Raw genomic sequence first — 21,185 nt, forward strand, 5'->3', positions numbered from 1 at the left:
ACTCCATGACCGTCGACTACCTCGTCATGGCCGCATACCTGCTCGGCATCATCGGCGTCGGCTGGTGGGGCAAGCGGCGTGCCGCCTCCAAGAGCGACTTCCTGGTCGCCGGCCGCCGTCTCGGCCCCCTCATGTACACCGGCACGATGGCCGCCGTCGTCCTCGGCGGCGCCTCCACGATCGGCGGTGTGCGCCTCGGCTACACCTACGGCGTCTCGGGTGCCGCCATGGTCGGCGCCATCGGCCTCGGCCTGCTGGCGCTGAGCGTCTTCTTCTCCGCCCGGATCGCCCGGCTGCGCGTCTACACGGTCGCCGAGATGCTCTCCCTGCGCTACGGCGACGCGGCCAGCGTGATCTCCGGCGTCGTCATGTGGATCTACACCCTGATGCTGGCGGTGACCTCGACGATCGCGTATGCCAGCGTCTTCGACGTCCTCTTCGACGTGCCGCGCTGGGTAGCCGTGGTCGTCGGCGGCACGATCGTCGTCGGCTACTCGGCGCTCGGCGGCATGTGGTCCATCACGCTCACCGACATGGTGCAGTTCGTCGTGAAGAGCATCGGCGTGCTCGTCCTGCTGCTGCCGATCGCGGTGGTCAAGGCGGGCGGCTTCGCCGCCATGGCCGACCGGCTGCCGCACGGCTACCTCTCCCCCACCTCCATCGGCGGGCAGACCATCTTCACCTTCGTGCTGATCTACACCTTCGGCATGCTCATCGGACAGGACATCTGGCAGCGCGTCTTCACCGCCCGCAGCGACAGGGTCGCCTCCTGGGGCGGCACGGTCGCCGGCCTCTACTGCCTGGTCTACGCCCTGGCCGGCGCGTTCATCGGCATGGCGACGAAGTCCCTCTACCCGAACCTGGCCGCCGCCGACCAGGCGTTCGCCACCATCGTCAAGCACGCCCTGCCGACCGGCGTCCGAGGACTGGTCCTGGCCGCCGCCCTGTCCGCGATGATGTCCACCGCCAGCGGCGCCCTGATCGCCTCCGCGACCGTGGCGAACAACGACATCTGGGCCCGGCTGCGCCGCCGTACGCCGGCGCAGGACCACGACGAGATCGGCTCCAACCGCCTTGCCATCGCGGTCCTCGGCCTGGCCTCCATGGTGATCGCCTGCGTCCTCGGGGACGTCATCGAGGCGCTCACCGTCGCCTACAACCTCCTCGTCGGCGGTCTGCTGGTGCCGATCCTCGGCGGTCTGGTCTGGCGGCGCGGAAACCTGCCCGGCGCGCTGTCCTCGATGATCGCGGGCGGTACGACGGTGATCGTCCTGATGGTGACCGACGGCCTGCTCGCCAATGAGCCGATCTACTACGGACTGCTCGCCGGCCTCGTCGCCTATGTGACCGTCAGCCTTCTGACCCGGCCGACGGAGGATTCGGTCGTCGAGGCCTGGCGGCGCCGACTCGCGGGCGAGCCGGCACCGGCATCGACGGCCACGGCCCCCGAACTCAGCGCGGCCTGACCCACGCCCCGTTCTCCACCCACCCGCACCCGCACGTGCCCGTACTCCCGGGAAGGACCCCGATGCCCGCCCCCACCCCGACCGGCCCCGCAGAGGAACTGCGGCTGCGCCGCGAACTCGCCGCGGTCTACCGCCTCGTGGCGCACTTCCGGATGACCGACCTGATCTTCACGCATATCTCGGTCCGGCTCCCCGGCCCGGAGCACCACTTCCTGATCAACCCCTACGGCCTGCTCTTCGAGGAGATCACCGCCTCCAACCTGGTCAAGATCGACCTCGGCGGCAACCCCGTCGAGGAGACTCCGCACCCCGTCAACCCCGCGGGCTTCGTCATCCACAGCGCGATCCACGCCGCCCGCCCCGACGCGCACTGCGTCCTGCACACCCACACCCGGGCGGGCTGCGCGGTCGCGGCCCAGGAAGAAGCTCTGCTCCCGCTCAACCAGATCTCCATGGAGTTCTACGGCAGGCTCGGCCACCACGCCTACGAGGGCGTCGCCCTCAATCTCGCCGAGCAGCAGCGGCTCGTCGCGGACCTCGGCGACCACCCGGCGCTGCTCCTGCGCAACCACGGCCTCCTGACGGTGGGCGAGACCCCCGCCCAGGCGTTCCTGCGCATGTACTACCTGGACAAGGCCTGCGAGATCCAGACGACGGCCACCGCCGGCGGCGCGAAGCTCGTCCTCCCCTCCCCCGAGGTCTGCGAGCTCACCGCACACCAGCTGGCCGGCGAGGCCCACGGCTCCGACCTTCAGGACGACAAGGCGTACGACCTGGCCTGGTCGGCGCTGCTGCGACTCGTGGAACGCGTCGCCCCTGACTACAAGGAATGAGGGCTGAGGTGACCTCGGGAGGCATGCACCCCATCAGCTGACGGTCAGCGGCAGGCTCCGAAAGCCGCGGGTGATGTTGTTGAGGGCGCGGAACGGCTCGCCGGTCGGTTCGATGCGTCGTACACGGGCGGCCAGGGCCCTGAGCACGGCGTGCACTTCGAGACGGGCGAGGCCCTGGCCCGCGCAGGCGTGGTTGCCGTGGCCGAAGCCGAGATGGTCGACGGGGTTGCGGCGGACGTCGAAGCGGTCCGGGTCGGGGAAGTGGCGCTCGTCGCGGTTGGCGGCACCGTAGCTGTGCAGGACGCGGGCGCCGGGCGGGATCACGACGCCCTCGCCTAGGTCCGCCTCGTGGGTCGTGACGCGGGAGAAGACCTGGATGGGGCTTTCGATGCGGACGATCTCGTGGAACGCGGAGGGCACCAACGACGGGTCGGCGCGCAGGAGTTCCCACTGGTCGGGGTGGCGGGCGAACAGCCACATACCGCTGGAGATCGCGCTGATGGTGGTGTCGAAGGCGGCCACCACATAGCCCGCGAGCAGGCCGATCGCTCTCTCGACGGGGATCCGGCCCGCCTTGTGGGCCTCCAGCAGGGTCGAGCCGAATCCGCCCGGGACGAGGTCGTCCTTGGCCACGATCTCGGCGAGGTAGCCCATCAGGGCCTCGACCTTGGGGACCGAGGCTGCCGTGCGCGGGCAGGCCGCGGCTCCTCGCCGACGAGGGTGATCTCTCCGTCCCAGCCCTGACGTCGCAGCTCGTCCACGGCGGTCACCCCGGCGAGGGAGCCGCCGACCACGACCGCCCTCATCGTCCGGCCGCGCCGAGGCGACGGCGGATCTCCGCCAGCTCCCGCCGCCTGCCCACGAACGTGGTGAAGGTCGCCGGGAGATTGCCTCCTCGTACAGTCGCGCTACTCACACGTGAAACGCTAAGGAAACCTGTCGGTCGACGGCAAGCCTGGGGGCTTCGCTTCCTCCTCGGTGCCGCCCTGCACGTCACCTCATCCGGGTACCGGAACCGGCCGCGGTGCCAGGTATCCGGCACGGTGCAGCCGCGCCACCAGCCCCGCGCAGACGAATCCGGTGGCGGCCAGCGCCGCCCACGGCAGCCAGTGCACGCCCATGTCGAACAGGGTCCCGACGGCCAGGTTCCCGAGCGAGATCGCGATGCCGGAGGCGGTGTTGTAGGCGCCGTAGTACGTCGCGACCAGCCGGTCACCGGAAAGCCGTACGACGGTGTCCATCTCGAAGGGGTAGAGCAGCGCCCCGCCCCACGCCAGCAGCGCCGCACAGAGCGTCAGCGCGGTCACCCCGGCCACGGCGCCGTACGACGTGGGCAGCAGGGGCAGGAAGGCCGCGCCCATCACCACCAGGCCGTACACGATGGCCCGCGGCCCCGGCAGGTGCTGCTTCGCCCACGCCGTCAGTTTCAGCTGCCCCGACAGCGCGGCCAGGGCCGAGACGGCGAAGACCCCGCCCGTCACCACCCCGGTCCGCTCACCGAAGAGTTCGCGGGCGCGGAGGGGAAGGGCGAGGTAGACCTGGAAGGCCAGGACGTACGAGCCCGACATGGCGGCGGCGAAGAGGAGGAAGGGCCGGTTGGCGGCGATGGTGCGCCAGTCGGCAGCGACCGCCCGCCAGGCCGGTTCCGCGCTGCGGCCGGCCGGTGGTCGGGCAGGCAGCGCACCAAACTGGAGCACGGCCAGGGCGCCGAAGATCAGCGCGGCGACCGCGCACACCGCGCTGAAGTCCCAGGCCAGCAGGGCGAGTCCGGCGAGTGGGCCGACGAGGATGCCCGCCTGGTAGAAGACGTTGAAGGCGGCGAAGGCTTCGACGCGCCGCTCTTCACCGGCCTCCGCCGCAAGGTACGCACGCACGGCCGGGTTGAACAGCGCCCCGGCCAGCCCCGTCAGCGCCGAGGCCGCGATCAGGACCGGCAGGCTTCCGGCCACCGCGAGCAGCCCGAAGGCGACCGTCCGCAGGGCGCATCCGGCCAGGATCATCGGCTTGCAGCCGTAGCGGTCGGCGAGAGTGCCGCCGACGAGGAACATGCCCTGCTGGGAGAGATTGCGGACCCCGAGCACCAGCCCGACGGCCCAGGCCGCGAGTCCGAGGCCGTGGGCCAGGTGATCGGCCAGATAGGGCATCAGCATGTAGAAGCCCAGGTTGATGGCGAACTGGTTCACCATCAACAGCCGGGCAGGGCGCTCGAAGGAGGCCGTCCGGGCCCGCAGCGTTCTCATCGCGTGCCCGCCTTCGCCGACTTCGTTGCTGTCTCGCGGCCCAGCGGATCCCGGACCCGGCTGCACCGCGTCCAACCGGTCACCACGCATTCGTCCGGCTCGGCGATCTCGTCGGGCTGCGGCGGAGGTTCAGAGCCGAGCAGGCCGTGTTCGCGGCACCAGGCGTCGTTGTAGATGGTCTCCAGGTAGCGGTGCGGCCCGTCCGGGAAGACGGCGGCGATCCGGGTTCCGGCGGGATAGGTCCGGGCCGCCCAACCGGCCACCAGCGCCACCGCCCCGACGCTCCAGCCGCCGGACGCGTAGTGACGACGGGCCAGTTGCCGGCAGGCCCAGACCGCCTCTGCCGGGGCCACCCAGTGCACCTCGGTGAAGGCTTGGTAGTCGACGTTGGAAGGGTGGATGCTCGAGCCGAGACCCCGCATGAGGCGTGGCCCGGCGGGTTGGCCGAAGATGGTCGAGCCGACCGCGTCCACCCCGATCAGCCTCAGCCCGGGGCAGCGCTCGCGCAGTCCTGCCGCGATGCCGGCCGAGTGCCCGCCCGTACCCACGGCCGCGACCAGGACGTCGATACGGCCGAGTTGGGCGAGGAGCTCGGCGGCCAGCGGCCGGTAGGCGGCCGTGTTGTCGGGGTTGTGGTACTGGTCCGGGCAGTACGCGCCCGGGGCGCCGCCCAGCAGTTCGGCGACCCGCTCGCGACGGGCCTGCTGCCAGCCGCCGTCGGGATGCGGTGCGGCCACCTGGTCCACGTGTGCGCCAAGTGCGGTGAGCAGCCGGAACATCGACACCTCCATGCCTTGGTCGGTGACGACGGTGACCGGATGGCCGTACGTCAGCCCGGCCAGGGCGAGTCCGAGGCCGAGGGTGCCGCTGGAGGACTCGACGATCGGCGCACCCGGCGCGAGGTCGCCGCGGCGCCGCGCCTCGCGGATCATGTGCAGGCCGGGGCGGTCCTTGATGCCGCCGGGGTTGGCGCCTTCCAGCTTCGCGTGGAAGCCCCGGCCCGGCGGGGCGAACGGCTCGTCGATCCACAGGATCGGGGTGTTGCCCACCAGGTGGGCCGGACGGCGGGCGATCGGGGAGACGGGAGCGTCGGCCCCCACAGGGGCGAGGGATTCGAGCAGGAAGGGATCCATGAACGTACGGCTCCTTCACGCCCACCGGTCAGGTGGGCGCGGTGCTGGCGGTGCAGGGGCGCGCGGGCACGCCGGACCGTGGGCCGCCGCCGTCGCAGCGAGGCCCAGGTCTGGGCGTGCGGGGTGTGCCTACTGCCGCCAGAGGCAATGCCGTGCGCATGCGGATCGGCCGCCCGGCGGCCAGGGAACACCGTCCCTTGGCCCGACGCGGTCGACGGATGCCCTCGTCACGGGCCGGCTGATGACGAGCCCGGCGAGCTGCGGGGCGGGGACCGGATGATCGGCGGAGTCCCGGACGCGGTCCACCGGATGCGGCACGAAGTCCTCGACCGACTCGTGACCATCCCCGTGATCGTGGTCCGATCCGCTCGCCGCTTCCTCGGCCGTGGCAACCGACTGCGCCGCGCTCGCGTTGATGAGCGGCTGCTGAGGACCGAGGAAGCCCGGCCCGTGCAGGGCACCCAACAGATGGGGCGCAACCAGCAGGATCAGTCCGATGAGCAGTGCGGATGGCACGGAGCGACGCTGGACGCGGCCACCGACCATCACACGGATCACGCACACAGGGTAACGGAACAGTTACTCACGATCGGGGTCCGACGCGATGGCACACGAGCCACCGGCAGGGGCGGGGCACCGACCACGGCGATGGTCACGGCGACGACATGGCGGCCAAAGTTGCGTTGGCCGGTGTTCATCACGGGCCTCCTTGAAGGCGTGCCCGTGATGTGTCGCTCAGTTCTTGGTGAGTTGGGGACCGTAGCCCCCGCGCAGCACGTTCAGCCGACGCCGGTATTCGTCCTCGTCGATCTCGCCACGGGCGAACCGCTCGGCGAGCAGCTGCTCGGGAGTGGGCGCGGGGCCGGTGGGCGGGGAGCTCACGAGCGGTTCCGAACCGCCCGGCCGGGCCAGGGCACGGTAGAGCAGGGCACCGAGGGTGATGATCAACGCCCAGAAGAGGATCATGCCGGCCGACATGGCGAACCAACCCCAGCCGCTGACGTCGTGGCCGTACCAGAACATCATCGTCACTCACCTGCCTCGGCTTGTCGGCAACCGGGGGCGCGCAGGCTCCCGGGGGGCTCCTGGCCTCTACCGGTATCGTGACGCTGCCCGGCGTGCCGGTCAGGGGCCGAATGGTCCAGAACCGGCGAGCCGTTCAGCCCCACCTGGCAAGGGCGCCCGATCGGCAACCGGGGGCGCACCGTGACGTCACACGTTGAACGCGGGCAACACCTCCCCCGTATGCATCACGAACCGTTTCCACCCACCGAGGACGATCCGATGACCGGTCCCGAGCCGCACGTCGCGCGGCCGCGCATGCGGCGGTGGCGCGGGCTGCTCGTGCTGGGGTTGCTCGCGGGGCTGCTGGGCATGCACGCCCTTGCCCCCGGCGGCCTCGCCCCGGATCGCACCCACGGCCGTCCCACGGCAACCGTCGTGGCTCTGGGCGACGGTGACTGCGCCGACGGCCATTGCGGTGGATGCATCGTCCAGCACGCCGACTCGACGTGCGTGTCGAGAGCCGTCGGCGGCGGGCCTGAACTCACCGCGCCCACACCTGATCCGGCAGCCGTGGCCGCGCCCGCCGACGCGGCGTTCTCCCACCTGGCCGCGGCTCCGGCCGGAACCCGCGCATCACCTTCTTTGTCGGAACTCCAACTCCTGCGGATCTAGAGGCAGTTCAGGTGCCGCGCCATGAACCGGCGCGGTGCGCAGACACGCCCGCGTTCCGTCTTTCACCCACAGGAGTTCCAGCATGTCCGCCATTCCCCGTACTCTCACCCGCCGCGCCGTGCTGATCGCGGCCACCACGACCGCCGCACTCGTCCTCAGCGCGTGCGGTGGCGGCAACGACGACAGCGGCAGCGGCGCGTCCGGCCAGACATCCGCAGCGTCCTCCACGGGCGCCGACAGCGCGGCCGGCGCGCACGACGCCCAGGACATCGCCTTCGCCCAGGGCATGATCCCGCACCACCAGCAGGCCGTTCAGATGGCGGAGCTCGCCGCCGACCGGGCCTCCTCCGCCCAGGTCAAGGACCTCGCCGCACGCATCGAGAAGGCGCAGGACCCGGAGATCACCGCCATGACCGGCTGGCTGAAGTCCTGGGGCGAGGACGTCCCCACGTCCGACAGCTCCATGTCCTCCATGTCCTCCATGCCCTCCAAGTCCTCCAAGTCCTCCATGCCCGGCATGGGGCAGAGCGGCATGCCGGGCATGATGAACTCGAAGCACATGGACGAGCTGAAGACGATGTCCGGCAAGGAGTTCGACACCATGTTCCTCACCATGATGGTCGAGCACCACAAGGGCGCCGTCACGATGGCCACCACGGAGAAGAACAAAGGCAAGTATGCCGCCGCCACCTCCATGGCCGGCAGCATCGTCACGTCCCAGACCGCCGAGATCACCGAGATGAACAAGCTGCTCGGCAAGAGCTGACCGGCTTACGCCGGGGCCGGTCGCAGGCCGTCCAGCGTGACCTGGACGAGCCTGCGCACGGCCGCCCCCGACTCCAGCCCGCCCGCCGCGCCGAGGGCGTGCAGACAGTAGGCGGCGAGCTCGTGCGGCGATACGTCGTCTCGCACCTCGCCGGCCGCCACACCCTCGGCGATCAGACCGCCGACGAACCCGCGCAGATGCTGCTCGGCGTGAGCAATGTGCTCCCCGCGGTGCAGCAGGGCACCGATCTCCGCGTCGTGGCCGCGGCGCCGGTGCTGGATGCGGGCGTAGGCCTCCAGTACGGCGGTGAGCCGCTCGCCGGGGCTGCCGGGGCGGTCGCGCAGGGCGGCGAGCTCCTGGAGGTGGCCGGAGATCTGACGCTCGTGCCACGCCGTCATGATCGACTCTACGTCCGGAAAGTACTTGTAGAGCGTGGCCCGGCCGATCCCGGTGCCCTCCGCGATCCGCGACATCGTCACCCCGCGCAGGCCGTGCTCGGCCACCAGCGCCGCGGTGACCTCCAGCACCGTGTCCCGCACCGCGCGGCGGTGCTCCTCGATCGTCTCGTTCCAGAGCTTGGGCACGGATGCAGTGTACGAGGTGCCCCTACTGGATACACCATGACTTGACGTAGACACTGTGTATCGATAAATCTGACGGGGTCAGGAGGAACGTGACCCGAGGAGCCCACATGCCGACCGCCGAAGCGCACGTCCCGACCGACCGCCCGAGCCGCTACCTCGTCCAGCTGTGCAAGCACTTCAGCAACAAGGGAAGCCATCTGAGCCACCGCCCGCGCAACCACGGGGGCGGCGACGGGCCCGACACCGCCCGACGCCACACAGCACCGGACATCGACCCGTCGCAGATCTCCGTCGAGTGGTCCGACACCCACGGCACGGTCACCCTGCCCTGGGGCACCTGCGACCTCCGGGCCGCGGAAGGCGACCTCGTCCTGCGGGTCGAAGCCGACACCGAAGAGGACCTGCGCAGGCTGCAGGACCTCCTCGCCATGCACCTCGGCCGATTCGGCAGGCGGGATCAGCTGCAAGTGGAGTGGCAGGAGCCTGCCGCGGCAACCGCCGCCCCGTCACCGCCCGCCGAACAGAGCGATTCCGGGTCCGTACGACCGCCACGGGCCCGCCTCGACCACCTCAAGTGGGCAGGGCTCGCGGCGCTCATCCTCCTCGTCGTCGCCGTGCACCTGGGGCTGGCCGACGCATTGCTGTCCACCTCGGACTGGACGTCCTGGGCCGTCGGCGCCGTCCTGGCAGTGATCGTGGTCAAACTCGCGGCCGTCCTGGTCGTGGGCCGCCGCTTGCACCGACGGAGCCGACGACGTGCCTGACCGGGCACCCCCAGTCGAGGGGCCCTCTCCCCGCTGGGCCGATCGGCCACGCTGAGGGCCGACCAGCCCGTGCCCGGTCCGCCCGACGCGGCGTCACGGTCGTGGGAAGGGACGACGACCGGCGGCCATAGGGGCCGCACACCGGACGGCGGCGGGAACGATGCCCAAGAACCGAAGGCGCGCTGCGGTTGGCAGCGGCGGCGGCCGCCATCGCGGTGGCCGGCGTGGGCACCGGCGTGTGGGCCGCAACGCAGAACGGCGGCCGTCGGACTGGGGAATGATGGGCGACCACGGCACCGGCGGTGCCACCTGAACGGGCCCGGCCATGATGGGTGGCAGCCCCTGCGGGCTGAGCGGTGACGGGCAGCGGGTGACCTCCCTCGCGGCAGCCCGAGCCCGGGCCAGGACTTCGCCAGCGGGCTCGTTCTGCGCGTGGGCGCTGCACACCCTCGACCACGGCAGGATCACCGGCATGGTGTCGGTCAACGCGTCCACCGGCCAGGTCTGGTACCACAGCTGGCACGGCACCTTCGTCGCGATGAGCTGACAACCGCCGGTTCACCGTCGTGGGCTGTCACAGCACCCGTTCATGAGAGGTAGAGGTCTTCCAGCAGCAGATCGAGGGCCGCCTCCTCATGCAGGGCGATGCCCAACGCGCCCATCGTGGGGGCCAGTTCCGGATCCCACGTCGCCTCCACTGTCGGTCCGGACAGGAGGAGCTGTGGTGTGCCGTGCAGTTGGGTGCGCGTCGCGAGGTATTCGTAGTCCTCCGCTTTCATCCGCCAGGGCTGCGCGCCGTATCGGTCCATGACACGGTTGGCCAGGGCAATGCCCGGCCAGTCGAAGTCACCGTGGTAGGCGAAGGCGCACCCGGTGGCGGCGAGCGCGTCAAGCAGAGTCAGGACGACTGTCGTCGCGTTGCCGGAGGTGCAGATCAGGGGCGCGGTGCAGCCGGCGTCGGCCGCGGCCTCGACCACGCGTGGGTTCTCACAGACGTGGATGCGGGTGCGGGCAGGCATCTTCAGCTGCAGGCCGTGCAGTTCACGCAGGGTCAGATGGGTCTCCAGGTGGTGCTCCGCCCGCTGGCCCAGAACCTGCTCGCCCCAGGTTCCCCCCGTCGGCCGCAGGCCGTAGGTGAGCACGGTGCTGGACACCTCGTCCGGAGTGACCGAGGCCAGGCGCCACAGGGCGCGGCGTCCAGGTGCGTCGGCGGGGACGTCGGCACCCGTGGCCAGGGCGATGCCGCGCAGGACCAGACGGGCGAGGAGCGTGCCGTCGTCCAGTCCGTGCGCCGAACCGGTCGTGCGGGTGGCCAGTTCGCCGCGGCCCCAGACGACGGGAGTGGGCTCCGCGTCCGTAGCGGGGAAGAGCGTCGCCAAGGTCCGGATCGCCTGGGTGAGGACGGTGGTCGCGATCTGTGGGTCCTGGCGGGTGGCCGTGCCGGCACGTCGGGTCTCCTCCAGCCAACGGGCCGCCCACGGCTGGGCGGACAGAGAGGTCGCGGCGAGGGCCGCCTGCGCCGCGGACCACAGCCCGGCGCGCTGCGCCGCCGCAGCATCGCGGGCAGCGCGGCGGTCCGTCAGGGGCGGGCCCAACTCTTGCAGTGTCGCGGTCAGGCCTCGGGCGAGCGCGCTGGTGCGCAGGCGGGTGTCGAGGTCCGGCAGACGGATCGTGACAGTGGCGGCGGTGAGCGGTCGTGCCAGCAGGAGGGACAGTGCCTCGCGCTCCTCGGCGTCCAGCTCGTGGAGCCTGACCGTGCCGGTCGGCTGCAGGCCGTTGCGTTCCAGGCGGGTGCGTACGGCGGTCCACAGGCGGGTGAGGCCCGGACGGGTGAGGAAGGCGAGGGCCTCGGCGTCCCGGGGCCGGCCGGGTGCGTCCCGGCTCGTCATACCGACACCAGCCGCCGCTGCCGTCCGTTCCAGGTGTAGTGCAGGGTGGCCACGCCGCGTACGTGCGGGTCGCGCAGGCACTCGTAGATGTGCAGGGACGGCACGTCGGGCCAGTTCCCGATGAGGCGTTCGCTGGTGAGGACGAAGTCGAGGTCCAGGTCGACCAGGATGCGGCCGAGGCGGGCATGGGTGGGCTCGTCGACCTTGGCGAAGGCGTCGTCGAGCAGGATCAGGCGGGGTGCGTGCGGGACCGCTTCGGCCAGGCTGGTGAAGTGTGCGGCTGCGGCGGCGAACAGGACGAGGTAGGACAGGACGCGTTGTTCGCCCTGGCTGAGGCCGGTGCGGCCGGAGAGTCTGCGGCGGCTCGCGGGTGCCGCGTCGTTCACGACCCAGGGCGTGAAGGTGAACCAGTCGCGGTAGTCGAGGGCGGTGCGCAGATGGGCCGCGTAGCCTGCGGCCGGGTCGGCGCGGCGGGCGTCCTCGATACGGCGCTGCAGGACGTCGCGGAGTTGTTCGGACTGCTCGCGTGTGCGCAGTCCGGAGGGGCTGCGCAGGAGCTCGACTGCCGCCCTGACGTCGGCCTCCACCGCGTCGGCCAGTTTCCAGTCGAGGGTGACACCCAGTCCGTGCGAGGTGCGGACCGTGGACAGGGTGGTGTTCAGGGCGGCCACCAAGGCCCCGGCGGCCAAGACCTGGGCCGACAGGTGGTCGCCCAGCTCTCCCGTCAGGAACCGCTGGAACACCTCGCGTTCGCGGTCCGTCAGCCGCTCGCGTGCGTCGGCGGCCTGGGCGGCGATGCGTTCGCCCACCACGGCGATGTCGTGTGCGCCGTGGTCGTCGACGAGGCGGCAGACCTTGATGCCGTCGTGTTCTTCAAGGGTGGCGTCGTAGCCCCCGGAGAGCTGGTCGCGCAGCTCTGTGTGACGGTTGAGGAGGGTGGTGTCGGAGATGTCTCGTCGCTCGGCGTCCAGGCGGCTGCGGACGCTCTCCACCAGCTGGCGCAGCGCCCTCGTACGGTCGCGTGCGTCGTCCTCCGCGGCCGCTGCCTCGTCCTCGGGGGAAAGGTCGAGGCCGGCTCCTCTGCTCACGCCCGGCAGGGACAACGCGGTGCGCAGTCGTCGTCCGCTCGCGATCGCCTCGCCCTCCTGCGCGGCCAGCGCCTCGCGCCGTACCCGCTCGTCCTCCTCGGCGCGCACCCGGGCGTCGTGGGTGTCGCCCATGTCCCGCTGCACACCGGGCAGTTGGCGCCGTACCGCCTCCAGGCGGCGCTTGGCTTCGTCCTCGCGCGCGAGGATCTCCTGCTCCGACGCGCCCAGGGCGTCTTCCAGGGCTTGTACCGTGCGCCGCGCCGCATCGAGGCGGGCGAGGGGTTCGGCGTAGTCGGACTGTGCCTCTGCGCAGGAGGTCAGGGCGCGTTCGAAGTCCTCGCGGCTCTGGTGGTGGCCGTCGGCGGATGCGGCGACGGTCTGCAGCCGTCCGCGCAGCCGCTGCGTACCGGTGGTGAGACGGTCGAGGGCGAGTCGTACGGAGTCCAGGGCGACCGGGTCGGCGGGGAGGTCGTGTGCGCCTGCCGTGGCTTCGGTCTCGCGGCGGGCGGCGACCGCGCGGGCGCGCGCCTGCTCCGCCTCGCGGGCAGCCGCGGAGGCCTGTCCCGCCAGGACCTGGGCGGTGCGCCCGGCCTCGGCGGCGCGGGCCCAGGCGTCGGTCAGCCCGCGTGCCGGGGGTGGGTGGCTCAGGGCGTGGGCCACCTGTGTGCGGTGCTCCGTCAGCAGGCACAGGCTCCGCTCCTGCTCGGTCAACTGCTCCTGCAGCTCGGCGAGTTGCCGGTCGAGTTCGGCCAGGACGCGGCGGCGGGTCTCGGCACGCACCTCCGCGCCGACGTATTCGGCGGTCTGCTTGATGTGCCGGCCGCAGGCGACCCCCAGCTTCCAGGAGCCGTCCGTGCCGATCACGGACTCCCCGGCCGCCTCCGTGGCTCCCTCGGCCACCCAGGCCACTGCCCGCAGCACGCTCTCGACCCGCTCCGCCGTCACACCGCTGTCCGGCGCCGCGACCGGACGCAGCACCTCGGCGAGGGTGCGGCCGACGGCGGAGGTTCCGGGGACGAGGAGGGCGTCCAGCGCGTTCGGGTCCAGGACGGTGCCGTCGGCCAGCACCCAGGCGTCGAGCAGGCCGCTCGCTTCGAGTGCCGCCTCCAGCCCCGGGCGTGCGGCCGCACTGGTGCCGTCCGCGAAGTCCACGAGCCGGTACAGGGGTGCGCCGGTGCCGGGTGTGCGAGGTGCCGAGCGGTGCGGCGGGGGTGCGGGCGCGGGGTCGGTGCGGCGTTCCCAGTCGTCCCGGTCGCGGCGCACGCGGCCCTGTTCGGCGGTCAGTTCACGAACCGCCACGGCGTGGCTGTCGCGCTGTTCGCCCAGTGCGGTCAGCCACTCGTCGAGGACCGAGCGCGCCGTGTCGGCCACCTCGTCGGGGGCATGTGCGGGCAGGGGATCCTGTGCCGGGTCGTGAACGGTCGGCGCGCGCACGGCGTCGAGCGGCACACCGGTGAGGCTCTCCAGCCGCTCCGTCCACACCCGCACGGCGTCGGCATAGGCCTCGCCCTCGCGGGCCGTCCCCTCCCGGCGGCGGCCCGCCCGGGCACGGGCCTGCTCCGCCTGCTCCTCCAGGCGTTCCCGGGCCGCGTCGGCCTCCTGTGCCGCCCGCCGGGCCAGGCGCGCCTGCTCCAGGAGCGCGATCAGCTCGGTGACGGCCCGGGCGCGGTTCCTGATCACCGAACCTGCGGCGTCCAGTTGGGTGTCCCAGGTGTGCAGGGCGTCGGCGCAGGTGTGCGTGTCGACGGCCAGTACTTCGCCGTGTCGCACGAGATGGAAGTCGCCGTCCGGTGCCGTCAGCTGGGCCGCCGCGGCGGCGGCGACCGGCGTGAGAGGAGCCTGCGGGGGCTCTCCGAGGTGTACGGGATCGAGCCCTGAGCGCTCCGCTTCCCGCAGCAACTCGCCATGGGCGGTGGCGAGTTCGGCCAGCTCCGTGCCGAGCCTTGCGGCATCGTCGGTGAGCCGTCGCCCTGCCTCTTCCTGCCCGCTGTGGGCCTGGCGCAGCGCTTTGAAGGCGGTCGTCGCCGCGCTGTGCAACGCGGTCACCGTGGCGCGCTTCTCCCCGAGCTCCTGCAGACTGCGGTAGGCGGCACTGGCGTGCAGGGCATCGAGCTCCGTCTCGGCTGCCTCCGACTGCGCCACCAGGGTGTCGAGGCGGACGGTGATCTCTTCCTCGTCCGTACGCAGTTCGGTGGCCTTCCGCGCCGCGTCGCTCGCCGCGCGCCGGTGCTCCGCCAGTCGTTCCAGTTCCTCGCCCACCTGGCCGGCCCGGCGGCGCAGCGCGCCGTGCAGATAGCCGCGGTAGCCGGTGAGGAAGGTCCGCAGCGCCTCGTCGGTCCGCTCCAGGCGCCCGAGGTCGCCTCGTACGGCGTCCAGGTCGTCGAGGTTGCGGGCCACCTTCTCCACGACCTCGTCGTCGAGCGCGGGCAGCGTCTCGGCGAGGACGCCGACCAGGCCGCCCGAGTCGATGCGGTCACCGATGGTGGGGCGGCGCAGGCGGTGCAGCAGATGGAGCAGGTTGCGGTAGCGCGCCGGATCGGTGAGGCCGAACAGTTCGCGGGCGACCCGTGCCCGGTGCTCCACGGCGCGGTCGGTGACGTTCTCCGCGCCGATGCACGACTTGAGCTGGTCGAGCGGGAGCGGCTGTCCCGCGGAGGCCAGGTGCAGGTCCTCGCCCACCCGCAGCGGGGTGACGAAGAAGAAGGGCCGGGCCGTCCTGGTCGACTGGGAGGCCCTGATGGCCGCACCGAGGGTGAGATGACGCTGCTCCCCTTCGGCATCGGTCCGCGCGAACTCCACCCACAGATAGCCCAGCCGGTTGGTCTGCTCGAAGCCGTCCAGCATCAGCCACTGCAGGGTCGTGCGGCCCGTTCCGGTGGCGTCCAGGGCGCGGGCGTCTCCGTCGAGGAGATACGGCAGCAGCATCTCCAGAGCCTTGGACTTGCCCGCGCCGTTCTTGCCGCGCAGCAGCAGGCGGCCGTCACCGAAGGAGAACTCCTGCTCGTCGTACTGCCAGACGTTGCGGATGCCGGCGCGGTGCAGGCGGTAGCGGTGCGGGGACGGCGGGCGGTTCACCAGGGCTGCTCCTGAGCGGCGGAATCGGCAGGTACGGGGGCGCTGTCCGCCACGGGCTGTTCCGTGCGGGGCTGCACGGCCACTCTGGTGGCGAACCGGGCGGCCGTGGCGAGCAGCACCCAGCCACCGCTGCCCGCCGCGCGGGCCTGCGACACGTCGGTGACGGGGCGGCCGTCCGGCGCGGCGTCCTCGTATCCCTCGGGCAGACCATGGCCGTCCGCGCGCACCGGACCGGCAGGTGCCATCAGACGCATGCGGAGCAGGAGGTCGAGGACGGCGGCGAGCAGCGCGTCCCGGTCGTCCAGGAGGCCACGCTGCCAGTTGCTGCGCCGGCCGTACTCCTCGACCAGTTCGTCGAGCAGCTCCGGCAACAGCCCGTCCGGGACGGGTACGCCGATGAGGAGCCGGCCGCCGACCGCCGGATGGCCGGGGTCGGCGGGACGCAGTCGGTCCACCAGCCGCTCCACGAGCAGCAATGCCGCCTGGGCGACCGTGCCGGTTCCGGGCAGGTGCAGGTCGGTGAACTCGTCGTCCGGATCGACGAGGGCGATGCCTTCGGCGCGGATCTCGGCCTCCAGGCCCAGCAGTTCGGAGAAGGCCTGGGACTCGCGCCGCTGCCGGGTGCGTAGCCATTCGCGCTCCGCGCCGGTGAGGTCGTCGAGGTACACGACGGGCGTCTCGACGAGCCGTCTGCGGACATAGGTACGCGGCCCGCCGAAGCCGGGGTCGGCCGCGCGGCGCACCAGATCCGCCCCGTCGCGGCTCGGGCCGAGCGGCCCGGCGACGACCGCACGGGCGATCTCACGGTCCACGGTGAGCAGCGCCTCCCCACCCTGTTCCTCGGCGACGGCCAGGACATGCCCCTCGGTCTCCTTGAGGACGCCCCAGTCGACGAGTTGCCGCAGCGCGGCGGCGAGCGTGCGCCGCTCGGCCTGCCGCCCGGTGTCGTCGATCTCGATCCCTGCGTCGACGGCCGCGGCCCTCAGGTCGCCGACGAGTTGGGAGAGGAGGAGTTGTTCGGGGGCGGTGACGAGGACGGACAGGGCGAGCGCCAGGTAGGTGTACGTCCGTGGGGTGAACGCCGTGCCGGTGGACGGCCGTTGCAGCCGGTGACCGGACCCGGGGCCGAGGCCGGCCTTGAACAGGCGGGCGTACGACGCCTCGACGAGCAGCCGGTAGCCGAACACCTGCTGGAAGCGCTGGGCGAGCCAGTCGGCGTGGCGCCGGATCAGCGGGAAGGAGTCGCTGTGCGGGCCGTCGCTGGTGAGCAGGGGGTGGGCCAGCAGCAGCCGGGCGGCGGTGCGACGTTCCGCGGCCAGCGCCACGTCATGGGCGGAGGGCAGGGTCATCAGGCGCTCGCCTCCCGGGCGGCGGGCGCCGGGACGCTGCTGTCGACGGCCAGGGTGAGGTCGTCCGCCGTCAGATCGCCGTCCACGGATCGCAGCACGGTGGGCCGGCCCGGAGTGCGCCAGGCGGTGAGTCTGATGCCGAGGTCCTCGTCGGCGGCCTGCGCGCTGTCGAGCAGGAACTCGGCGGCTTCCTTGTGCAGTTGGGCATTGCCGAGGGCAGTGCTGAGCAGCTCCAGCAGCAGCCGCATTGCGGCGGAGCCCAGCCTGACCTGGTCGAACCGCCCCGAGGCGCTGCGCAGTTCGGCGGCAGCGGCCTGCCGCGCGGCGACCTGCTCACGTGCCTGCTCCACGAGGCGTCGCTTCTGCTCGGCGTGGTCCTCCACCGCTGCGGCCCGCCCGCGCGGGGCCCGGCTGCCGCGCTCGCGCAACGCCACCGGTACATCGACAACGGGCCCGGTCCACCAGCTCACATACGCCGGCACCGACGCATCGGGATCCGGCGCCACGCCCAGATGACGTGCCCCGTACAGCCCGAAGGCGGCCACCGCGATGTCGTGGGCCTCCTCCGGATCCGCGGCATCGAACCAGGCCGCGAGCCTGAGCAGGTCCCTGCGCCGGGACATCTCCCCCGATGCCGAACGCAGCATCCGCTTGGCGTTGGCGAGCAACGACTGCAGGGCACGCAGGGTGGCATCCCGGAGTTGGTCCACCTGGCTGCCCTGACCGTCGCTGTCGGCGAACCAGTTGCGCAGCCCCTCCCAGTCGGCCGGCTCCCGGCCCCGGCTGCGCTGCACCCGCGTCTCGGGCAACGCATCGGAGAGCGCGCCCAGGCCTGCCGCGTGGGCGTCGATCCGGCTCAGCAGCGGGGGCAGGTGCGGCCAGATCGCCCGCAGGTGCGCGGCAATGCGCGGGGCGCGGAAGGACACGTCCTCGGTGATCGCCTCCACATAGTCGAGCAGCAGCTCCTTGAACCCCTGGTACTCGGCACCGTCGAGGTCGTAGCGGGCGAGCACCTGGCCCAGGTAGGCGTAGAAGTCCCGCACCGACTCGGCGAACTCGGCGAACTGTGCGAAGAGGGTGCTGATCTTCTCCAGTGCCTGCTGCGGGTCCGCGCCACCGGGCGCGGCAGCGAGCGCGGCGATCTCGCCGAGGCCCCGGTCGACGAGCGTGAGCAGCTCGCTGCTGACCTCACGCGCGGCGTCCGCTCCGGCCAGCACCTCGTCCGCGTCGCGCTGCACGCGCTCCCCGAGCTTGGACAGCTGGTACCGAGACCGTGAGCGCTGGTACTCGGCGATGCTGGTCGCCGTGACCGTGTGCGTGCTGCGCAGCAGATTCCCCCAACGCACCAGCTGTTCAAGCCGGGCGGTCAGCGTCTCCGCACCGAGCGCCGCCCCCGGGCCGCCCGCCTGCGCCAGCTTGCCGAGCACATCGGGTACGGCCAGGTCGGCGAGCAGGGTGCCGCAGAACACCCGCATCACCGCGACGTACTCCAGGCGCTCGGGCGCGCTGAGATAGGCGTACGCACTCAGCCGCTGCCAGACCTCACCGTCGCTCCCCTCACCGGCCCGCTCGCCACGCAGTCCCTCGTGCAGTTCGTCCCCCTCCATCATGCTGTCGAGCGTACGGACCGCCACTGACAGTCCGGAGGAAGTCGGGAAAATCGGCCGGCACGTCACGCCGGGCGAGTCATGCCTCGGTGAAAGCCAGGACCACGTTGTGGCCGCCGAAGCCGAAGGAGTGGCTGACGGCCGTGCGCACCTCCTGGCGGCGGGGCTGTTTGGTGACGCAGTCGATGTCGAACTCGGGTGCAGGGGCCTGGAGGTTGGCGATCGGCGGTACGCGGCGGTGCTGGATGGTCAGGACCGTCAGGGCCGCCTCGATCGCGCCGGCGGCGCCGAGGGTATGGCCCAGCACGCCTTTGGCGGCGGTGACACTGGGGCGGTGCGGCAGGGCGCGGGCGATCAGCGTGGCCTCGGTGGCGTCGTTGAGCGGGGTGGACGTGCCGTGGGCGTTGACGTGGTCGATGTCGATGGGGGCGAGGTCTGCTTCGGCGAGGGCTGTGCGCAGTGCCGCCTCCGCGCCCTCGGCGCCCTCCGGCGGAGCGGTGGGGTGGTGCGCGTCGGAGGTGCTGCCGCATCCGGCGAGCAGCGCATGGGGGCGCGCGCCTCGGGCTGCGGCGTCCGCGGCGCGTTCCAGGACCAGGACGCCGGCGCCCTCGGCCATCACGAAGCCGTCCCGGTCGGCGGCGAAGGGGCGGGAGGCCTCGGTGACCGCGTGGGTCCGCTCGGACAGGGCGCCCATGCGCCAGAAGCCGGTCGTGGTCAGGCGGCTGACGGCGGCCTCGACGCCGCCTGCCACCGCCACGTCGCACAGGCCGGCGGCGAGCAGATCGCGGGACAGGGCGATGGCGGTGGCTCCGGAGGCGCAGGCGGTGGCCGGTGCCAGGCTGACGCCGTGGGCGTGCAGGTCGATGGAGACCTCGCCGGCCACCAGGTTCGGAATGATCATGGGGATGGCCAGGGGCGAGACCAGGTCGGGGCCGCGGCGTTCGAGCCGCAGGTGCTGCTCCTCCCACTTCTCGGTGCCGCCCATGCCGCAGCCGATGACCGTGGCCACGCGGGCTCCGTGCCAACTCGCCGGATCCAGGCCCGCGTCGCGCACCGCTTCCCGGGCGGCGAGGACACCGAGCTTGGCGAACCGCCCCAGGCGCCAGGACTTGCGGCCGACGCACCGGTCGATGTCCTCCTCCCGGAGCGGGAGACGGCAGGAGAAGTCCACGGGCAGGCCCTCCAGGGCCGGGTCGTGTGCGGCCAGGGAGCGTCCGGCACAGACCGCTTCCCAGGTTGCCTCCACGCCTTGGCCTCCGGGGGTGATCAGGCCGAGGCCGGTGACGGCGACCGGCTGCTTGGCCGGGGTCATCGGGCCGCCGCCCCGGCCGCGCGCAGCACGTCGAGGTGGGCGGTCACCTCGGCGAGCGTCGTGGACCGGGTGGCGGCCCCGCTGTCGGCCCGCACCCCGAGGCGCTCCTCGAGAACCAGGACGAACTCGGCCAGCGCGAGGGAGTCCAGTTCGAGCTGTTCCAGGGTGACGTCCGGTGACAGCTCGTCCTCGGGGATACGGAAGGTGGAGGTGAGGGCGGCGCAGACGACGCCGTAGGTGTCGGTGGCGTGCATGGGGCGTTCCTTGCGTAGGGGGCGGGTCCTGAAGGCGGCTGCGATCGTCAAGCGGGGTCGGGGTACCACTCCATGACGGCGATTCCGGCGGAGGCTCCGCTGGCGAGACCGAGGAGGGCCACCAGGGCGCCGGGGCGCAGCCTGCCTTCCCGGGCGGCCTCCACGAGCTGCAGGGGCAGGCTCGCGGTGGCGACGTTGCCGTAGCGGGGGAAGGTGGTCACGGCCCTGCCCGGGTCGATGCCGGTCGCATCGAGGATGGCGCGCGTGAAGGCCCGGGACGGCTGGTGGACGCAGACGACATCGAGATCGTCGGGTTTGCGGCCCCACTCGCGCAGTGCGCCCATGGCCTGCTTCTCCATCCCCGTGAAAGAGGCGGCCAGCGCCTGGGAGTCGAAGCGCAGGGACATCGCCGGGGCACCCGGCGTGAAGTACGGGTTGGTGACCGTGGCCGCCCGCCAGCCGGCCGAGTTGGCGACGAAGTGGACACCGATCAGCCCGGGGCGCTCGCTCGCCTCCACCAGGAGCGCGGCCCCCAGGTCGCCGAGTGTGAGGGCGGGCAGCAACAGGGCAAGTTCGTCGCGGTTGCGCGCCGGGAGACGGGAGAGCATGCTGCCGCGTTCTCCGGTGGCGATGAGTACGCGGCGGCAGCGTCCCGCCCGGATCATTGCGTCGGCGATCTCCAGGGCGTTGAGGACGCCGTTGCAGGCGTTCTGGACGTCGAAGGCCGGTGCCGTGACGCCGAGTCGGTCGGCCACGACGTGCGCGGTGGCGGGCTCCTCCAGGTCCTTGCCGGCGGAGGCGAAGACGAGCAGGTCCACGGCGTCGGGGCCGAGGCCGCACTCGTCGAGAAGGCTCCGGGCCGCTGCGGCTGCGAGGTCGGAGGGCCGGGCGTCGGCGGGTGCCACGCGGCGCTCCTCGAAGCCGTACATCTGCCGCAGGAGGCCGGGCAGCAGACGGAGGCCGGGGTGTCGGGAGCGGACCTCGTCCTCGATCTCCGTGCCGGTCTGACGTTCCGCGGGCGCATGGACGGCGACCCGGCGGATCGTGCTGTGGCAGGGCCTGGTCATGAAAGTCCTGCCGTCTCCGCGGCCCGGGCCGCAGTCGTCGTCGAGTGCCGCCCGGCGGCGGCCCGGGCAAGTGAAGTGAGA

General features: G+C 72.2%; 19 protein-coding genes. 6 read left to right on the plus strand and 13 right to left on the minus strand.

Annotation, left to right across the window (positions count from 1 at the left end):
* Positions 1–5: 5 nt before the first annotated feature.
* Together P2Q00_RS05885 and P2Q00_RS05890 are read left to right on the plus strand one after the other, a co-directional pair.
* Positions 6–1,466 (plus strand): sodium:solute symporter family protein, encoded by a 1,461-nt coding sequence (locus P2Q00_RS05885; RefSeq protein ID WP_275770245.1) that lies wholly within the window; start codon positions 6–8, stop codon positions 1,464–1,466.
* A gap of 62 nt (positions 1,467–1,528) precedes the next feature.
* Positions 1,529–2,299 (plus strand): class II aldolase/adducin family protein, encoded by a 771-nt coding sequence (locus tag P2Q00_RS05890; protein ID WP_275770247.1) that lies wholly within the window; start codon positions 1,529–1,531, stop codon positions 2,297–2,299.
* Between the two features lie 33 nt (positions 2,300–2,332).
* On the opposite strand, the gene P2Q00_RS05895 is transcribed toward P2Q00_RS05890, so the two are convergent.
* From P2Q00_RS05895 to P2Q00_RS05915, 5 genes are all read right to left on the minus strand, one after another.
* On the minus strand, positions 2,333–2,953 hold the full coding sequence (locus P2Q00_RS05895) for a cytochrome P450 (RefSeq protein ID WP_275770249.1): 621 nt from the start codon (positions 2,951–2,953) through the stop codon (positions 2,333–2,335).
* 344 nt (positions 2,954–3,297) lie between these two features.
* On the minus strand, positions 3,298–4,539 hold the full coding sequence (locus P2Q00_RS05900; RefSeq protein ID WP_275770251.1) for an MFS transporter: 1,242 nt from the start codon (positions 4,537–4,539) through the stop codon (positions 3,298–3,300).
* Positions 4,536–5,672, minus strand: a complete 1,137-nt coding sequence (locus tag P2Q00_RS05905) for a PLP-dependent cysteine synthase family protein (RefSeq protein WP_275770253.1) — start codon at positions 5,670–5,672, stop codon at positions 4,536–4,538. The genes P2Q00_RS05900 and P2Q00_RS05905 overlap by 4 nt, the downstream gene beginning before the upstream one ends.
* Positions 5,673–5,801: 129 nt before the next feature.
* Positions 5,802–6,230, minus strand: a complete 429-nt coding sequence (locus tag P2Q00_RS05910; RefSeq protein ID WP_275770254.1) for a hypothetical protein — start codon at positions 6,228–6,230, stop codon at positions 5,802–5,804.
* Positions 6,231–6,407: 177 nt separating this feature from the next.
* Positions 6,408–6,698 carry an SHOCT domain-containing protein gene (locus tag P2Q00_RS05915; protein WP_275770732.1) on the minus strand — a complete coding sequence of 97 codons (291 nt, stop codon included), beginning with the start codon at positions 6,696–6,698 and terminating at the stop codon, positions 6,408–6,410.
* A gap of 258 nt (positions 6,699–6,956) precedes the next feature.
* Here P2Q00_RS05915 and P2Q00_RS05920 point away from each other — a divergent pair, with 258 nt between their 5' ends.
* Both P2Q00_RS05920 and P2Q00_RS05925 read left to right on the plus strand, forming a co-directional pair.
* Positions 6,957–7,349 carry a DUF6153 family protein gene (locus P2Q00_RS05920; RefSeq protein WP_275770255.1) on the plus strand — a complete coding sequence of 131 codons (393 nt, stop codon included), beginning with the start codon at positions 6,957–6,959 and terminating at the stop codon, positions 7,347–7,349.
* Between the two features lie 82 nt (positions 7,350–7,431).
* Positions 7,432–8,115, plus strand: coding sequence for a DUF305 domain-containing protein (locus tag P2Q00_RS05925; protein ID WP_275770256.1), 684 nt, complete (start codon positions 7,432–7,434; stop codon positions 8,113–8,115).
* A gap of 5 nt (positions 8,116–8,120) precedes the next feature.
* Here P2Q00_RS05925 and P2Q00_RS05930 read toward each other — a convergent pair whose 3' ends face one another.
* On the minus strand, positions 8,121–8,699 hold the full coding sequence (locus P2Q00_RS05930) for a TetR/AcrR family transcriptional regulator (RefSeq protein WP_275770257.1): 579 nt from the start codon (positions 8,697–8,699) through the stop codon (positions 8,121–8,123).
* 107 nt (positions 8,700–8,806) lie between these two features.
* Between P2Q00_RS05930 and P2Q00_RS05935 the strand changes: the two genes are divergently transcribed.
* Complete coding sequence (locus P2Q00_RS05935) at positions 8,807–9,463, plus strand: DUF2218 domain-containing protein (protein WP_275770258.1); 657 nt, start codon at positions 8,807–8,809, stop codon at positions 9,461–9,463.
* Between the two features lie 325 nt (positions 9,464–9,788).
* Entirely contained in the window at positions 9,789–10,010 is a 222-nt protein-coding gene (locus tag P2Q00_RS05940; protein ID WP_275770259.1) for a hypothetical protein, read from the plus strand.
* A 40-nt stretch (positions 10,011–10,050) separates the two neighbouring features.
* On the opposite strand, the gene P2Q00_RS05945 is transcribed toward P2Q00_RS05940, so the two are convergent.
* From P2Q00_RS05945 to P2Q00_RS05975, 7 genes are all read right to left on the minus strand, one after another.
* Positions 10,051–11,352, minus strand: coding sequence for a TIGR02679 family protein (locus P2Q00_RS05945; protein WP_275770260.1), 1,302 nt, complete (start codon positions 11,350–11,352; stop codon positions 10,051–10,053).
* The gene (locus P2Q00_RS05950) at positions 11,349–15,515 is read right to left on the minus strand and encodes a TIGR02680 family protein (RefSeq protein WP_275770261.1); all 4,167 of its coding nucleotides are present in this window, start codon (positions 15,513–15,515) and stop codon (positions 11,349–11,351) included. The genes P2Q00_RS05945 and P2Q00_RS05950 overlap by 4 nt, the downstream gene beginning before the upstream one ends.
* Positions 15,512–16,864: a TIGR02678 family protein gene (locus P2Q00_RS05955; protein ID WP_275770263.1), complete on the minus strand. Its 1,353-nt coding sequence runs from the start codon at positions 16,862–16,864 to the stop codon at positions 15,512–15,514. Before P2Q00_RS05955 ends, P2Q00_RS05950 begins: the two co-directional genes overlap by 4 nt.
* Entirely contained in the window at positions 16,864–18,474 is a 1,611-nt protein-coding gene (locus P2Q00_RS05960) for a TIGR02677 family protein (RefSeq protein ID WP_275770265.1), read from the minus strand. Before P2Q00_RS05960 ends, P2Q00_RS05955 begins: the two co-directional genes overlap by 1 nt.
* Before the next feature lie 76 nt (positions 18,475–18,550).
* Positions 18,551–19,783, minus strand: a complete 1,233-nt coding sequence (locus P2Q00_RS05965) for a beta-ketoacyl-[acyl-carrier-protein] synthase family protein (protein WP_275770267.1) — start codon at positions 19,781–19,783, stop codon at positions 18,551–18,553.
* Entirely contained in the window at positions 19,780–20,037 is a 258-nt protein-coding gene (locus P2Q00_RS05970; RefSeq protein WP_275770268.1) for an acyl carrier protein, read from the minus strand. Before P2Q00_RS05970 ends, P2Q00_RS05965 begins: the two co-directional genes overlap by 4 nt.
* A gap of 47 nt (positions 20,038–20,084) precedes the next feature.
* Entirely contained in the window at positions 20,085–21,104 is a 1,020-nt protein-coding gene (locus tag P2Q00_RS05975; RefSeq protein ID WP_275770270.1) for a 3-oxoacyl-ACP synthase III family protein, read from the minus strand.
* Positions 21,105–21,185 lie beyond the last annotated feature (81 nt).

This window comes from Streptomyces coacervatus, from assembly GCF_029223485.1.
Classification (GTDB): domain Bacteria; phylum Actinomycetota; class Actinomycetes; order Streptomycetales; family Streptomycetaceae; genus Streptomyces; species Streptomyces coacervatus.

Excerpts from the sequence above, each read along its gene's own strand:
- P2Q00_RS05885 (WP_275770245.1), top strand. The coding sequence starts at position 6 with ATGACCGTCGACTACCTCGTCATGGCCGCATACCTGCTCGGCATCATC.
- P2Q00_RS05890 (WP_275770247.1), top strand. The coding sequence starts at position 1,529 with ATGCCCGCCCCCACCCCGACCGGCCCCGCAGAGGAACTGCGGCTGCGC.
- P2Q00_RS05895 (WP_275770249.1), bottom strand. The coding sequence starts at position 2,953 with ATGGGCTACCTCGCCGAGATCGTGGCCAAGGACGACCTCGTCCCGGGC.
- P2Q00_RS05900 (WP_275770251.1), bottom strand. The coding sequence starts at position 4,539 with ATGAGAACGCTGCGGGCCCGGACGGCCTCCTTCGAGCGCCCTGCCCGG.
- P2Q00_RS05905 (WP_275770253.1), bottom strand. The coding sequence starts at position 5,672 with ATGGATCCCTTCCTGCTCGAATCCCTCGCCCCTGTGGGGGCCGACGCT.
- P2Q00_RS05915 (WP_275770732.1), bottom strand. The coding sequence starts at position 6,698 with ATGATGTTCTGGTACGGCCACGACGTCAGCGGCTGGGGTTGGTTCGCC.
- P2Q00_RS05920 (WP_275770255.1), top strand. The coding sequence starts at position 6,957 with ATGACCGGTCCCGAGCCGCACGTCGCGCGGCCGCGCATGCGGCGGTGG.
- P2Q00_RS05925 (WP_275770256.1), top strand. The coding sequence starts at position 7,432 with ATGTCCGCCATTCCCCGTACTCTCACCCGCCGCGCCGTGCTGATCGCG.
- P2Q00_RS05935 (WP_275770258.1), top strand. The coding sequence starts at position 8,807 with ATGCCGACCGCCGAAGCGCACGTCCCGACCGACCGCCCGAGCCGCTAC.
- P2Q00_RS05940 (WP_275770259.1), top strand. The coding sequence starts at position 9,789 with ATGATGGGTGGCAGCCCCTGCGGGCTGAGCGGTGACGGGCAGCGGGTG.
- P2Q00_RS05945 (WP_275770260.1), bottom strand. The coding sequence starts at position 11,352 with ATGACGAGCCGGGACGCACCCGGCCGGCCCCGGGACGCCGAGGCCCTC.
- P2Q00_RS05955 (WP_275770263.1), bottom strand. The coding sequence starts at position 16,864 with ATGACCCTGCCCTCCGCCCATGACGTGGCGCTGGCCGCGGAACGTCGC.
- P2Q00_RS05960 (WP_275770265.1), bottom strand. The coding sequence starts at position 18,474 with ATGATGGAGGGGGACGAACTGCACGAGGGACTGCGTGGCGAGCGGGCC.
- P2Q00_RS05965 (WP_275770267.1), bottom strand. The coding sequence starts at position 19,783 with ATGACCCCGGCCAAGCAGCCGGTCGCCGTCACCGGCCTCGGCCTGATC.
- P2Q00_RS05970 (WP_275770268.1), bottom strand. The coding sequence starts at position 20,037 with ATGCACGCCACCGACACCTACGGCGTCGTCTGCGCCGCCCTCACCTCC.
- P2Q00_RS05975 (WP_275770270.1), bottom strand. The coding sequence starts at position 21,104 with ATGACCAGGCCCTGCCACAGCACGATCCGCCGGGTCGCCGTCCATGCG.